This window comes from Pseudarthrobacter sp. W1I19, assembly GCF_030817835.1.
Lineage (GTDB): Bacteria > Actinomycetota > Actinomycetes > Actinomycetales > Micrococcaceae > Arthrobacter.
Window position 1 is genome coordinate 2620135 of the sequence record NZ_JAUSZR010000001.1, and the last position, 14139, is coordinate 2634273.

Sequence of the window (14139 nt, forward strand, 5' to 3'; positions counted from 1 at the left end):
CTTCCATGCCTATCGTTCCTGATGAAAAGGACTGGACCTGGGTCCTGACCCGTCCCTGCCCGGAATGCTCGTTCGACGCCTCCACCACCACGCCTTCCACGGTGCCCGGGACAATCGAAAGCATGCTGCCGCGCTGGCGCGCAGTTCTTCGCCGGCCGAACGTGGCCGAGCGTCCGGATGACCAGACGTGGTCAGCGCTGGAGTACGCCTGCCACGTCCGGGACGTGTTCAGCCTGTTTGACCAGCGGCTGAACCTCATGCTGGATTCAGACGACGCCCGGTTCGAGAACTGGGACCAGGACCAGACGGCCATCGACAAGGACTACCCCAACGCCGATCCGGCCGTTGTCAGCGCCGAACTGACGGCTGAAGGCAAGCAGGCCGCCGAGTCCTTTGCCGCCGTCCGGGAGTCGGAATGGGGCCGCAAAGGGCTGCGCAGCAACGGCGCCCAATTCACGGTCTTGACGCTGTCCCAGTACTTCCTGCACGACGTTGTCCACCACCTTCACGACGTGGACGGCTGATCCCCCGCATAGGACGGCACCAGGTTTCCGCCGGCGGTTCCTGAACCCGGGTTCTCTGAACGCTGGCCCTCTGAAACGGCCGCCAGCACCAGGCGGGCATCCTCGGGCCGGATATCTGCCGGGTTGTGTGTCACCAGCACCACGGTGCGGTGGCGCAGCCCCTGCCGCAGGTCCGCCAGCATGGCCCGGGCCGACTCCGCATCCAGGTGAGCGGTGGGCTCATCCAACAGGATCACCTCGGCCCCGGTCATCAGGGTGCGGGCCACCGCCAGGCGCTGGCGCTCGCCGCCGCTGAGGAATGCCCCGCCCGGCCCGATCCTGGTATCCAGGCCTGCCGGCAACCGCTCCAGGAGGCCCGTGAGGCCTACCGAGGCGAGCACCTCCAGCAGTTGAGCATCCGCCGGCTGTTTGTCGTCCGTTGCTTCGTTGCCGGGCTTGCCCAGCAGGAGGTTTCCGCGGATCGTCGAATCAAACAGGTGCGCTTCCTGCGGGCACCACGCGGGCCGGCCGGTCACACCGATCCGCCCTGCGGCCACGGGAAGGAATCCCAGCAGGACTGACAGCAGGGTGGACTTTCCCGATCCCGACGGGCCGGTCACGGCCAACCACCGCCCCGGTTCAGCCACGGCATCCAGGCCGAAAAACACTGGTGCACCGCCTGGCCAGGCCGCTGACAGGCTGGCCAGTTCGACGCCGGGACGGCCGCCCGGGCGGGCAGGAACAGTCTGAAGTCCATCACCCTCGCTCCTGCCGGGCGCATCGTCCAGGGCACCCGACTCCGCGACCCGCTCCATCACTGTCCGCAGCGCCGGGAACTGGCGTACCGCCGTCGTCATCGCCGCGAATGGTTCCACCAGCGCGAGGAGCAGCAGGACCACCACCGCTGCAGTTTCCGGGGCAAGCTGGCCCGCGAGCACGGCCGGGCCCGAGAGCCACGCGGCGCCCAGCGCTGCGGCTGCGCAGGCGGCAGTCGTGAGGGCCTGGCCCAGGCCATCCGCCCAGGCTGACCGCTGGGAAGCCTTAGTGGCGGTGCGGTCCTGGGCGCGGAGGCCATCCAGGACGCTTGGAGCTGCGCCGTTAGCGTGCAGGTCAGCACGGGCGTCAAGGGCTGCCGCCACACGCCGCAGGACACCGGCGCGGAGGAGCTGCTCGCTGGTGGCGGATTTGCGGTCGCCCCAGAGTGCTGCTGCGGGGGCGAGCAGGAGGCTCACCACGCAGGCACCGAGCACGGCCGGAAGCGCGGCGGGCACCAGCAGCGACGTGGTGGCCAGGGCCAGCACAGAAACCGACAGCGCCGTGACCGGCGGCAGGACCACCCGCGGCAGGAGATCGCGGACGGTGTCGACGTCGTCAATCACCGTTCCCAGGACGTTGCCGCCCTGAAGCAGGCGCCGCAGCGGCAGCGCGCGCCGGCTCAGCGACTCCCAGAGCCGGCCCCGGAGCCGGGTCAGCGCCGAGAACACGGCGTCGTGCAGGAGAAGCCGTTCGCAGTACCGCAGCACCGCCCGGCCGATCCCGAAGAACCGCACGCCAACAATCGCGGTCAGCAGGTACAGGATGGGCGGCTGCCCGGCGGCACGGATAATAAGCCAGCCGGACAGGCCGGACAGGGCGACGGCGAAGATTGCCGCCAGGGTGCCCACGACGGCCGCACCCGCGGCCTTGCCCCGCACGGGCGCCAGGAGTGCGGACAGCAGGCGCACGGCGCCGGGTCGGCTGGGTTTGGTTTGGGTGGCGCCGGGCCGGGCGTTGCCCTCGTTGTGCGCCAGGGGTTCCGCTGCATCCGGCCGGGCTTCCATGGAGGCCGCCATGCTGCTGCTCGAAGCCGCCGCGGGGCCGGTCTGCGCGGCTGCCGCAGGAGCCGGGGATGTGAGGCCGCTTCCGGCCACGGGCACGAGGTGTTCGGCGAGCGCCCGCGTACGTTCCTCGTGGGCTACCAGGATGACCGTCACCTGCCCGCGGAGGTTCCTGATGGTGTCTTCCACCAGCATCGCCGACTCGCCGTCCAGATGCGCAGTGGGTTCATCCAGCAGGAGCACCGTGGCGCCGGCCTCGATCCGGGCCAGACCGCGGGCCAGCGCCACGCGGCGCAGTTCGCCGGGGCTGAGCTCCGCCGGGTGCTTGCCGGCAAGGTGGGCGGCCGCCGCCCGCGCCAGGCAGACTCGGGCTGCTGCCTCGGCGGCGTGGCGGCGGGGACGGTTGGCCTCTGTGCCCGTTTTACCGGACAGGTACAGTACAACCTCGTCGAGGACCGTTTCCGCCACCATCACCGGGTGCTGCGGCACCCACGCGATATCGTGCCGGTCCAGGCCGGAGATGGTGCCGCTGACAGTGGTACCTGCTCCATGCCCGATGGTCCCCGCCAGGACACCCAGGACCGTGCTCTTGCCGGCTCCGCTGGGGCCGTCCACGGCGGTGATCCGGCTTTGCGGGGCTGTGAAGGTGAGCGGGCCGACGGCGGGCTGCGGCCTTCCGTCATAACTCACCGTGAGTGCCGTGACGGTGATGGGAGCACCAGGCCTGCCGGCGCGGGCGGCGGGAAGCGGCTGCGGCTCGGGCGCTTCTGTGACGGCGGTGGTTTCGGCGAGCGCCACCCTGCCGTCGTCGCTGGCATGGTGGGCGGTGCCAAGCTCGCGCAGCGGCAGGTAACAGTCGGGTGCCAGGATCAGGGCCAGCAGTCCGGCTTCCAGCGGCATGTCGCCGTGCACCAGCCGCACGCCGATGAACACGGCCACGACGGCAACAGAGATGGTGGCGATCAGTTCCAGCGCCAGGGCCGAGAGGAACGCGGTCCGCAAAGTTCCCATGGTGCGGGACCGGTATTCCTCCGAAATCTCCTCCAGCGCTTTGCGCTGGGCGGAGGCACGTCCCAGGCCCACCAGCACGGGAAGCCCCTTGGCGAGCTCCAGCATGTGGGTGGAGAGCCGGGCAAGGGCGGCCTGGGCCTCGCGGACGTTGTCCTCCGTGTAGCGGCCTATCAGCACCATAAACAGCGGGACAAGCGGAACGGTCAGGACTACCACTACCGCGCTGACCCAGTCCGCAAACAGGATCCGGGCACCCACCAGCAGCGGGACGGCCGCGCAGTTCACCAATGCAGGCAGGAACTGCGTGTAGTAGCTGTCCAGCGCGTCCAGTCCGCGGGTGGCCAGCACGGCCAGTCCGCCGTCGGCCGGTCCCGTGCCCCGGACGCCGTTGCGCAGCGCCCGGTCCAGCAGCCCGGCGCGGAGTTCCTCCTTGATGCCCAGTGCTGCCCGGCGCGCAGCAACTGCCTGACCCCATACGGTCACCGACCGGAGAACCACGCCGGCCATGCCGACGGCGATCTGCTCCGCCCACGCCGGGTTCCCCGCCACCAGGCCGGCGAGCACCGACGCCACCGCCTGGCCGATCAGCACCAGGGACAGCGCCTTGAGGGCGGCGAGGAGTCCCAGCCAGTAGATGGCGGAACGGGTGGCGGGGCCGGCCGGGAAGGTGGGTCGCATGTCAGCCTTTGTTGGTGAATGCCTTGGAGGCGATTGCCGGCAGGAAGCTGTGGGCTTCCGGGATGTGCGCGGCGCTGACACGCTTCCGGAAGACCCAGTAGGTCCAAGCCTGGTAGGCGATGACCAGAGGGAGTCCGAAGGCTGCCACAACACTCATAAGGCCCAGGGTGTAGTCCGAGGATGAAGCGTTGGAAATGGTGAGGTCAAAGGCCTCATTGAGGGTGGAGGGCAGCACCACCGGGAACGCCGCCCCGAAGATTGACGCCGAGCCCAGGGCCAGGAACGCCCCCAGTGCCACGAATGCCTTTCCCTCCGCACCTTTCCGGGCCGTTGACCAGGCCGCGGCTGCAGCGGCTACCGCCAGCAGGACCAGCGCCCAGGTCCAGGGCTTTCCTTCGAGGACCTGCACCGTCACCGCCCACGCCGCGATGGGCAGGAGCAGGACGGGGAGCAGCCGGACAAACCATGTGCGGGCACGGTGGCGCACTTCGCCGTCGGTCTTGAGGGCAAGGAAGGCCAGGGCGTGAACCAGTGCGAAGCCGACGACGGCGAGTCCGCCGAGGACCGCGTAGCCGTTGAACCAGGCGAACGGGCCGCCCTCGCGGTCGCCGTTGGCATTCAGGGGAAGGCCGGTGGTGGTCAGGGCAAGCGCTGCGCCCACGCCGAAGGCCGCGAAGAAGGAGCCCAGGGCAATGGCCCAGTCCCACCGGGCCCGCCACTGCTCGGTGTCCACCTTGCCGCGGTACTCGAAGGCCACGGCACGGAAGATCAGTGCCACCAGGACCACCAGCAGCGGCAGGTACAGGGCGGAGAACAGCGAGGCGTACCAGAGCGGGAAGGCTGCGAAGGTGGCACCGCCCGCGGTCAGGAGCCACACCTCGTTGCCGTCCCACACCGGGCCCACAGTATTGAGCAGGACGCGGCGTTCGGTGTTGTTCCGGGCAAACAGCTTCATCAGCATGCCCACGCCCAGGTCAAAGCCTTCCAGGAAGAGATATCCGGTCCACAGCACTGCGATGGCGATGAACCAGATGGTTGGCAGCAGTTCCATTCTTGTTTCCTCTGCTCGTGGCGGGGACTAGTAGGCGAAGGCCAGGACGTCGTCGGCCGGTTTGCCGCCCGGGCCACCAGGGCCGGGGGTGGCGTCTTCGTTTTCGTCCACCGGGGCATGGACGAGCTCCGGCATCGCGGACACCACGCCGCCCCGGATGTACTTGACCAGCAGCTTGACCTCCACCACCAGCAGGACGGCGTAGATGGCGGTCAGGGTGACCAGCGACGCCATGAGTTCACCGGCGGAGACACCGGGCGACACCGCGGCGGCGGTGAACATAAACACCTGGTCAATGCCGCTGGGGTCCGGATTGGGTGCCACCACGAACGGCTGGCGGCCCATCTCGGTGAAGATCCAGCCGGCGGCGTTGGCGCCGAAGGGGGCGAGGATCCCGAAGACGGCAAGCCGCATCAGCCACCGGGACTCCGGGACGGTGCCCTTCCGGGTCAGCCAGAGGGCCACCAGGGCTGCCAGGGCCGCAAGGCCGCCGAAGCCGATCATCATGCGGAAGCCCCAGTAGGTGACCTCCATGACGGGAAGGTAGTCGATTTCCTGGCCGGCCCGCTCGCCATAGATCGGGTTGTCCGGAAGGTGCGTACCGTACTTTTCCTTGTATTCGGGCAGCAGGCTGTTGACGCCCTGGATTTCGGTGGTGAAATCGCCCTTGGCCAGGTAGGAGAGGATGCCGGGAACCTCGATCAGGGCCACGATGTCGTCGCAGTTCTGGGAGCCAATGTTGCCGATGCTCAGGACCGAGAAGCCGGTGCCGTCATGGCATGCTGCTTCGGCGGCGGCCATTTTCATGGGCTGCTGTTCGAACATGAGCTTGCCCTGGAGGTCCCCGGTGAGGGCCGTTCCGGCAAAGGAGATCATGGCCACCACGGCACCGATCCGCAGGGACCGGAGCCAGACCTTGTGGTCGTTCCGGTCTCGGCCGGGAATATCTTCTGCTTCGCCTGCAATGACCTTGCCGTCGGCACCCACGGTGTCCACGCCGTCGCGCCGCCTCCGCCAGAGGTGGTACCAGGCGATGCCGAGCAGGAAGCCGCCGGCCACGGCGAGTGCGCCGAAGAGCGTGTGCGGTACCGCAACGAGGGCGGTGTTGTTGGTGAAGACTGCCCAGGCGTCGGTCATGACCGGCCGGCCATCGATCATCTCGACGCCGACGGGGTGCTGCATCCAGCTGTTGGCCACGATGATGAAGTACGCCGAGAACACGGAGCCTACGACGGCGATCCAGAGGCAGGCCAGGTGGATGACCGGTTTGAGCTGCTTCCAGCCGAAGATCCACAGGCCCAGGAAGGTGGACTCCACAAAGAAGGCCAGCAGCGCCTCCAGTGCCAGCGGCGCCCCGAAGACATCCCCCACAAACCGGCTGTACTCGCTCCAGGCCATGCCGAACTGGAACTCCTGGACGATGCCGGTGGCCACGCCCATGATGAAGTTGATCAGGAAGAGCTTTCCCCAGAATTTGGTCATCCGGAGGTATTCGGGCTTTCCGGTGCGGTGCCAGATGGTCTGGATAACGGCCACCACCAGGCCCAGACCGATGGTGAGCGGAACCATCATGAAGTGATAGACGGTGGTGATGCCGAATTGCCAGCGTGCGATTTCCAGAGCGTCCAAAGCGTCCATGGCGGTCCCTACTGTCCGGGCGAAAGTTTTCTACGTTCTGTAGAAACTCTAACTTCTACAAAGTGTAGAACATGGCCGGCGGCACTGTAAAAACGGGCTGCGGCTCGCTCGCGCCTGCAGTGTGGCCGTGACCGGGTTGTGTTCTACTCAATGTAGAAAGTGAAACGGAATCGGGGTAAATTGGATTCTGTAGTAGTAGCAAAACGCATGATGTCACCGCTGTCCATGGCAGCGGTGCGGGGAAACAAAGGAAAAGTGCAAATGGCTAGTCTTGGTGAACTGGAACGGGCAGTGATGGACCTGCTCTGGGCGGGCCATGAAGCAGCCACCGCCAACACGTTGCGGGATCGGCTGGCACAGACGTCAGCGGGGCAGGACGGCAGTGCCGGCCATGAAGGCAAGGAACTGGCCGTTACCACCGTGCTCACCGTTTTGTCCCGGCTCGAGAAGAAGGGCCTGGTGGAACGCGAACGCGGAACCCGCCCGCACCGCTACCAGGCAGTATCCAGCCGTGAGGACCATACGGCTGAGCTGATGCACGAAGTACTGGGGTCAGCCCCGGACCGTGAGGCCGTGCTGGCACGCTTCATTGGTTCCGTTTCCGAAGGTGAAGCCGAGACTCTGCGCAAACTGCTTGGCCACATCTAGCGGACCATGTTCTGGGCCTCATACCTGCTGGCGGTCCTTGCGATAGTCCTGGCGTGGCCGGTGCCTATCCTCCTTTCGCGTGCGCAGTGGCCCGCGCGGTCCCCTTTCACGGCCATGGTGCTCTGGCAGGCCATCGCCCTTGCCGGTGGCCTGTCCATGATCGGCGCCATGCTGGTGTATGGCCTGGAGCCTATCGGCGACAACCTGATCGCAGGCCTTCGGGCCCTTGCAGGCATGGTTCTCTTCAACGCGCCCACTACGGACCTGGGCTTTTGGCATATCTTCGCGCTCTCCGCCGCCGCGCTGCTGACGGCGCATCTGGTGTTTACCCTGCTGCTGACGTACTACAAGATCGAGCGGCAGCGGCGGCGGCACCGCGAACTTCTCGCGCTCCTGGCCTCCCCGTCCGCCGAAGGAGCCGGGACGCTGGTCATCAGCCATGATTCGCCGGTGGCTTATTGCCTTCCCGGCGGGGCGCGCTCCGTGACGGTGTTGTCCGACGGCCTGATGGCGGCCCTTGAGCCGGCCGAACTCCGCGCCGTGCTGATCCACGAAAATGCGCACCTGAGCCAGCGGCACCATCTGCTCCTGTGGGCGTTCGCCGCCTGGCGGCAGGCGCTCCCCTGGCTTCCCACCACCCGTCTTGCGCAGGAGTCTGTCAACTCCCTGATCGAAATGCTGGCCGACGACGTCGCGCTCAAAACCGAAAGCAAAGCCACGCTCATCAAGGCCATTGCCATCGTTGCCAGCGGATCCGCCAGGACGCCGGGCGAAGCAGAACTTGAGTCCGGTCCGGCCGGACTGTCCTCGTCGGGGTTGTCCTTGGCAGGGCTCGACCCGGCGGCAGCCGCCGGCGCGGACTCGGCCCGCACAACGGCCTCCCGGGTCAGCCGGCTGCTCTCCCCCCAGCCGCAACTGCCGGCCCCGGTCCGCAGCCTGGTCCTGGCCGGCTGCGTACTCCTGCTGGCGCTGCCTACAGCCCTGCTGGTGGTGCCGGGCCTGTTCGGCTGAGTCCCGTCGTCGTACGCCCTGCCGCACTTACCGGTGGTTGAGCTTGTCACCTGCCGGTGGTTGAGCTTGTCGAAACCCGGGTTTCGACAAGTTCAACCATCGGTGAAAAAGGTCAGGCATCGATGCGCTCCCGGTCCAGGCTGGAGGCGCCGGCGATAATAAAGTCCTTGCGCGGCGAGACGTCCGAGCCCATCAGCAGGTCAAAGATTTCCTCCGCCTGCTTCGCGTTCTCGATACCCACCTTCCGCAGCGTGCGGTGGCGCGGGTCCATGGTGGTCTCGGCCAGCTGCTCGGCGTCCATCTCGCCCAGGCCCTTGTAGCGCTGGATGGGCTCCTTGTAGCGCTTGCCCTCTTTGGCCAGCCGGGCCAGCAGCACGTGCAGTTCCGCCTCCGAGTAGGTGTAGATCATTTCGTTGGCCTTCTGGCCGGCGTTGATGACTTCCACACGGTGCAGCGGGGGGACGGCGGCGAAAACACGGCCCTCTTCGATCATGGGTCGCATGTAGCGGAAGAAAAGCGTCAGGAGCAGCGTGCGGATGTGCGCGCCGTCCACGTCCGCGTCCGTCATCAGGATGACCTTGCCGTAGCGGGCGGCACTGATGTCGAAGCTGCGGCCGGAGCCTGCACCCACTACCTGGATGAGGGCGGCGCACTCGGCGTTGGAGAGCATGTCGCCCACCGATGCCTTCTGGACGTTGAGGATCTTGCCGCGGATGGGCAGCAGAGCCTGGAAGTCCGAGGACCGGGCCAGCTTGGCGGTTCCCAGCGCCGAGTCGCCTTCCACGATGAACAGTTCGGAACGTTCGACGTCGTCCGTGCGGCAGTCAGCAAGCTTGGTGGGCATCGAGGAAGTTTCCAGCGCGTTCTTGCGCCGTTGGGTTTCCTTGTGCACCCGGGCCGAGATGCGGGACTTCATCTCGCTGACGATTTTTTCCAGGAGCAGGGCCGACTGGGACTTGTCATTTTTGTTGGCGGAGTTGATCTTCGCGGTGATTTCACGCTCCACCACCTTGGACACGATGGCGCGCACGGCTGAGGTGCCCAGGATTTCCTTGGTCTGGCCTTCGAACTGGGGTTCGGCCAGGCGCACCGTCAGGACGGCGGTGAGGCCGGCGAAGATGTCGTCCTTTTCGATTTTGTCGTTGCCGGCCTTGAGCTTGCGGGCGTTGGTTTCCACGGCTTTGCGGAAGGTCTTAACCAGTGCCTGCTCAAAGCCGGACTGGTGGGTTCCTCCCTTGGGAGTGGAAATGATGTTGACGAAGCTTCGGACCGTGCTGTCGTAGCCGATTCCCCAGCGGAGCGCCACATCGACTTCACAGTCGCGTTCCACCTCGGCCAGCTGGCTGTGCCCGCGTTCATCCAGCACTGGAACGGTCTCTTTGAACTTGCCCGAGCCGTGCAGCCGCCAGACGTCGGTGACCGCAGGATCAGCTGCAAGGAACTCAACAAATTCGGAGATGCCGCCGTCGTGATGGAAGACCTCCTCGTGCGGGCCGGCTTCGCCGGGCGTTCCCGGGACCTTCCGCTCATCACGCACGGTGAGCTTGAGGCCGGGCACCAGGAAGGACGTCTGCCGGGCCCGGGCGGCGAGTTCGTCGTAGGAGAACTTTGCGTCCGGGGTGAAGATCTGCCGGTCTGCCCAGTAGCGGATCCTTGTGCCGGTGACACCGCGCTTGGCCTTGCCCACAACGTCCAGGACCGAATCGTCCACAAACGGGGTGAAGGGCGCGGCCGGGTCGATCTTGGATCCCACGTCCTTGAAGCGGCCGGGTTCGCCCCGGCGGAAGGACATCTTGTAAGTTTTGCCGCCGCGGTCCACCTCGACGTCGAGGCGTGAGGATAAGGCGTTGACCACGGACGCGCCCACGCCGTGCAGGCCGCCTGAGGCGGTGTAGGAGCCGCCGCCGAACTTTCCGCCGGCGTGGAGCTTGGTGAAGACCACTTCGACGCCGGTCAGCCCGGTTTTTGGTTCCTTGTCGATGGGGATGCCGCGGCCGTCGTCGTGAATCTCCACGGAGTTGTCGGCATGCAGGATGATCTTGATGTCGTGGCCGAACCCAGCCAGTGCCTCGTCAACGGAGTTGTCGATGATTTCCCAGAGGCAGTGCATCAACCCGCGGGAGTCGGTGGAACCGATGTACATGCCGGGGCGCTTGCGGACGGCTTCGAGGCCCTCCAGGACAGACAGGTGCCGGGCGGTGTAATCAGAACTTGGTGCCACCGGTGGTGAACTCCTTAAGGGATGGAACAGCGGGCTGGGGATCGCTCTCTCTAGGGTAGTCGGCCGGACCTTGGACCGCCGACTGCCACACTTGGCGGGGCCTGTGCCCCGCGCCACTTGGCGCTTTTTGAAGGGGACTGTGCAGATCTTGACCAACTCTTGCGGATACGCGGACAGCGAACTTGCCCCATCCTTGCGATGGTTTTGTTACGAATACTGGTTATATAGACGTACAGATCTACTAAGGAGGCCGACATGACAACAGCAGTGGCAGACCGCACACTCAACGCACTCGACCGGTGCGACCGTTGCGGAGCCCAGGCATATGTGCGGGTTGTACTCGAGTCCTCCGGCGGTGAGCTGCTGTTCTGCGGCCACCACGCCCGTGCAGTCGAGGCGACGCTCAAGCCGTTGAGCTCCGACTGGCACGATGAGACGGGCAAGCTGCACGAGAAGGCTGCCGTAGAAATCGACTAGCCCACCCGAAGCAGTTGGGACCCCGCCGGAAGGTGGGGTCCCTCTTCGTTTAAGCGGCCGCCCGGTGCGGAACATCCGCGGCGCCTGCTTACTAAACAAAACGGCCCGCCTGCTGCGGCACCCCAGGAGGGGCACGGCAGCCGGCGGGCTGCTGTTACTGACTTGCTGGTCCTAGTCCAGGTAGTCCCGCAGGACCTGCGACCGCGAGGGGTGGCGCAGTTTGGACATGGTCTTGGATTCGATCTGGCGGATCCGCTCACGCGTGACGCCGTAGACCTTGCCGATTTCGTCTAAAGTCTTCGGCTGTCCGTCGGTCAGGCCGAACCGCATCGCAACAACGCCGGCCTCGCGCTCGGACAGGGTGTCCAGGACGGAGTGGAGCTGTTCCTGAAGGAGGGTGAAGCTCACGGCATCGGCCGGGACCACGGCCTCGGAGTCCTCGATAAGGTCGCCGAACTCGGAATCGCCGTCCTCGCCCAGGGGCGTGTGCAGTGAGATGGGCTCGCGGCCGTACTTCTGGACTTCGACCACCTTTTCGGGCGTCATGTCCAGTTCGAGGGCCAGCTCTTCAGGCGTCGGTTCGCGGCCGAGGTCCTGCAGCATCTGGCGCTGGACACGGGCCAGCTTGTTGATGACTTCCACCATGTGCACGGGGATGCGGATGGTGCGCGCCTGGTCCGCCATGGCGCGGGTGATCGCCTGGCGGATCCACCAGGTGGCGTACGTGGAGAACTTGAAGCCCTTGGTGTAATCGAACTTCTCCACGGCGCGGATGAGGCCCAGGTTGCCTTCCTGGATCAGGTCCAGGAACAGCATGCCGCGTCCGGTGTACCGCTTGGCCAGTGACACCACCAGGCGCAGGTTGGCCTCAAGCAGGTGGTTCTTGGCCCGCTTGCCGTCGTGGATGATGAATTCAAGCTCGCGCTTGTACTTGGGGTCCATGGACCCGTCGTCCGCGTTGATCTTCTCTTCGGCAAACAGGCCGGCTTCGATCCGGAGCGCAAGGTCTACTTCCTGCTCGGCGTTGAGCAGTGCGACCTTACCGATCTGCTTCAGGTAGTCCTTGACGGGGTCGGCGGTGGCACCGGCCGACATGACCTGCTGGACAGGTGCGTCGTCGTCGTCGGCGTCAGAGTAGACGAAGCCCTTGCCCGATCCGGCAGCACCCTTCACGGGGTCGGCTTCGGCGTCCTCTTCAACAACGTCGGGGCCTTCGAGGATGATGTCGTCGAGGTCTTCCTCAACTTCTTCTACGTCATCGTCGGCGTCAGACGCCGATTTGCCGGCTGCCTCAGCGGCGGCCTTCGCGCCGGGCTTGGGGCCGCGCTTTTTGGGCTCACGCTTGCCGTCCGCACCAGCTTCACCGGCAGAAGCCTTGTTGGCTGCCCGAGTGGCGGCCCGCTTGGCGTTTGTCGCAGCCTGCTTCTGCTCAGCGGACAGTTCGTCCTGGGCGGCGGGGTCCTTCTTCGTGGAAGACGGGGTCACAGAAAACCTTTCTAGCGGTGGTCTGTGGAATCACCATACGGGCAACACCACTATGACCCTGTCAAGTCCGTGGTGGAAACCAAGCGCCACCACGGCCGGCAGAGTCTATAAATAGAACTGCCGGAGCGGCTGTAATGTTCCCCGAAAGGACCATTTACAGGCACTTGATACACGGACCCAACCGGGTCTCGGCAACCATTGTCTCACGTTTCCCCGAATAGGACCTCCCCATGGTCCGTCTGCCTGGCCAACAGGCCAGGGAACAATGGGCTTCAGGCGGCATCCGGGCCGAATTTCTGCCAGGCTGCCTCCTTCCGGGCCGCCCAACCCGCACAAAGTACCGCGGCGCACCAGCTCCAGCAGCAGTTCGGCCAGCCGGTAGCCGGAGTCGATCTCCAGCGCTTCCTCGAAATACGCAGCGGCGTACGAGCCGCGCCCGCGGCACCAGGCAATCCAGCCTCTTCCCGTTAGTGCGGCCGCAGCCGGCGCCCCGCCCGGGAGGGCCAGCTGCCCCAGGACCAAATCGAGCGCGTCCATGCTCAGCCACTGCGGGACTGGCGGCTCATGCCCCATGAGGACATCACCGTAACCGGGAGTCCCCAGTTGTTGTCCCGTTCTTAGCGGGGTGTCAGGGGCCGGGAGTCCCCCGGTTGATGATGGAGCCCCGGCTGGATCGGTCTCCGCCGGCTCGGTCCCGGATGAAACAACGTCCGTAAAAACCACGGGTTCAGGTCCCGGCTGCTCATCAAAGTTTCCGAACTCTTCAGCTCCGGCTGCGGCAGCTGCTTGTCCGGCCGCCGCCATCACCAGGACAGCGTCGCGCCAGGCAGGCACCAGCAGCGAGGCCCGCAGGAAGGCGTCCCGCTCCACCAGCGGCTGGCCCAACTCCTCCGGCACGCCCGCGAGCAAGCCGGTCCAGACGGCCAGCACCGCGTCAAACTGCGCCCGGCTCCGCCGCCGGCAGTCGAGCCGGGCTGCCCAGGCAGCCTCGGCCTCCAGAACAGCTGCACGGTACAGGCTGGGGACAGTTCGTGGTTGCCGTTCCTCCGGTGGCGGCCCCACGCTGCTTCCACGGAACACCATTTCCGTGTTGAGCAGGCTGTCCCGGATCTGTTCCAGGGGCCGCCCCGGCAGCGGGCAGCACGCGGGATCCGTGCACCAGGCGTCCCGCCAGTAGCGGTCCCCCACGTACCAGGCCTCCTTCACGGGCATTCGGGCTCCTGACAGCGCCGCTTCAAGGCTGAACAGCAGCCCGTCATAGCATCCCGGCCCGGACAGCCAGCCGTTGTTGGTAAAAAGAGCCAGCAGGGTGCCGTCGGCGTGCTCGTCTGCCGCCAGGTACCCGGCCACCGTGTTGGCGAATGCAGCCGGGTCAGCCAGCACCGCCGGCCCCGGAAGATCCAGCCGGAGGGTTGCACCCAGCCTCTTGCCCTGCAGCGTCATGGCCACCAGGCTGTTGGCCGGCCAGTAACCCAACGAGTGCGGAATGAAGCCCAGGATGTCTTCCGGGCCGCGGACTGTAAGGCGCTCTGGATATGTCATGGTTCCAGCTTTCGCCCTGCGGCGGAAACCTCAGAAGGACCAGGCGCGGCTATGTGG

At 66.2% G+C, this 14139-nt stretch carries 10 protein-coding genes; 4 read left to right on the top strand and 6 right to left on the bottom strand.

Translation table 11 applies throughout. The features are described 5' to 3' along the window. Positions 1 to 5: 5 nt before the first annotated feature. The gene (locus QF038_RS12355) at positions 6 to 524 is read left to right on the top strand and encodes a DinB family protein (RefSeq protein ID WP_307610415.1); all 519 of its coding nucleotides are present in this window, start codon (positions 6 to 8) and stop codon (positions 522 to 524) included. On the opposite strand, the gene cydD is transcribed toward QF038_RS12355, so the two are convergent. The 3 genes from cydD to QF038_RS12370 are packed head-to-tail and all read right to left on the bottom strand — an operon-like array spanning position 506 to position 6689. Next, entirely contained in the window at positions 506 to 4009 is a 3504-nt protein-coding gene (gene cydD / locus QF038_RS12360) for a thiol reductant ABC exporter subunit CydD (protein WP_307610416.1), read from the bottom strand. The two genes, QF038_RS12355 and cydD, sit on opposite strands and share 19 nt — an antisense overlap. A gap of 1 nt (position 4010) precedes the next feature. Continuing rightward, positions 4011 to 5060, bottom strand: coding sequence for a cytochrome d ubiquinol oxidase subunit II (gene cydB, locus QF038_RS12365; RefSeq protein WP_307610417.1), 1050 nt, complete (start codon positions 5058 to 5060; stop codon positions 4011 to 4013). A 27-nt stretch (positions 5061 to 5087) separates the two neighbouring features. Further along, on the bottom strand, positions 5088 to 6689 hold the full coding sequence (locus QF038_RS12370; protein ID WP_307613464.1) for a cytochrome ubiquinol oxidase subunit I: 1602 nt from the start codon (positions 6687 to 6689) through the stop codon (positions 5088 to 5090). Positions 6690 to 6959: 270 nt separating this feature from the next. Between QF038_RS12370 and QF038_RS12375 the strand changes: the two genes are divergently transcribed. Beyond that, a complete protein-coding gene (locus QF038_RS12375; protein ID WP_050055484.1) occupies positions 6960 to 7346 on the top strand; it encodes a BlaI/MecI/CopY family transcriptional regulator in 387 nt (128 codons plus the stop codon). 6 nt (positions 7347 to 7352) lie between these two features. After that, on the top strand, positions 7353 to 8357 hold the full coding sequence (locus tag QF038_RS12380; protein ID WP_307610419.1) for a M56 family metallopeptidase: 1005 nt from the start codon (positions 7353 to 7355) through the stop codon (positions 8355 to 8357). 112 nt (positions 8358 to 8469) lie between these two features. On the opposite strand, the gene QF038_RS12385 is transcribed toward QF038_RS12380, so the two are convergent. Continuing rightward, positions 8470 to 10578, bottom strand: a complete 2109-nt coding sequence (locus QF038_RS12385) for a type IIA DNA topoisomerase subunit B (protein WP_307610420.1) — start codon at positions 10576 to 10578, stop codon at positions 8470 to 8472. A gap of 255 nt (positions 10579 to 10833) precedes the next feature. Between QF038_RS12385 and QF038_RS12390 the strand changes: the two genes are divergently transcribed. Further along, entirely contained in the window at positions 10834 to 11055 is a 222-nt protein-coding gene (locus QF038_RS12390) for a hypothetical protein (RefSeq protein WP_013600696.1), read from the top strand. A gap of 171 nt (positions 11056 to 11226) precedes the next feature. Here QF038_RS12390 and QF038_RS12395 read toward each other — a convergent pair whose 3' ends face one another. Together QF038_RS12395 and QF038_RS12400 are read right to left on the bottom strand one after the other, a co-directional pair. Beyond that, the gene (locus QF038_RS12395) at positions 11227 to 12540 is read right to left on the bottom strand and encodes an RNA polymerase sigma factor (RefSeq protein WP_142058091.1); all 1314 of its coding nucleotides are present in this window, start codon (positions 12538 to 12540) and stop codon (positions 11227 to 11229) included. A 105-nt stretch (positions 12541 to 12645) separates the two neighbouring features. Further along, positions 12646 to 14082 carry a DUF4192 domain-containing protein gene (locus QF038_RS12400; RefSeq protein WP_307610421.1) on the bottom strand — a complete coding sequence of 479 codons (1437 nt, stop codon included), beginning with the start codon at positions 14080 to 14082 and terminating at the stop codon, positions 12646 to 12648. Positions 14083 to 14139 lie beyond the last annotated feature (57 nt).

Bases quoted from the DNA above. Each gene is read 5' to 3' on its own strand.
- QF038_RS12355 (WP_307610415.1), top strand. From the start codon at position 6: ATGCCTATCGTTCCTGATGAAAAGGACTGGACCTGGGTCCTGACCCGT.
- cydD (WP_307610416.1), bottom strand. From the start codon at position 4,009: ATGCGACCCACCTTCCCGGCCGGCCCCGCCACCCGTTCCGCCATCTAC.
- cydB (WP_307610417.1), bottom strand. From the start codon at position 5,060: ATGGAACTGCTGCCAACCATCTGGTTCATCGCCATCGCAGTGCTGTGG.
- QF038_RS12375 (WP_050055484.1), top strand. From the start codon at position 6,960: ATGGCTAGTCTTGGTGAACTGGAACGGGCAGTGATGGACCTGCTCTGG.
- QF038_RS12380 (WP_307610419.1), top strand. From the start codon at position 7,353: ATGTTCTGGGCCTCATACCTGCTGGCGGTCCTTGCGATAGTCCTGGCG.
- QF038_RS12390 (WP_013600696.1), top strand. From the start codon at position 10,834: ATGACAACAGCAGTGGCAGACCGCACACTCAACGCACTCGACCGGTGC.
- QF038_RS12400 (WP_307610421.1), bottom strand. From the start codon at position 14,082: ATGACATATCCAGAGCGCCTTACAGTCCGCGGCCCGGAAGACATCCTG.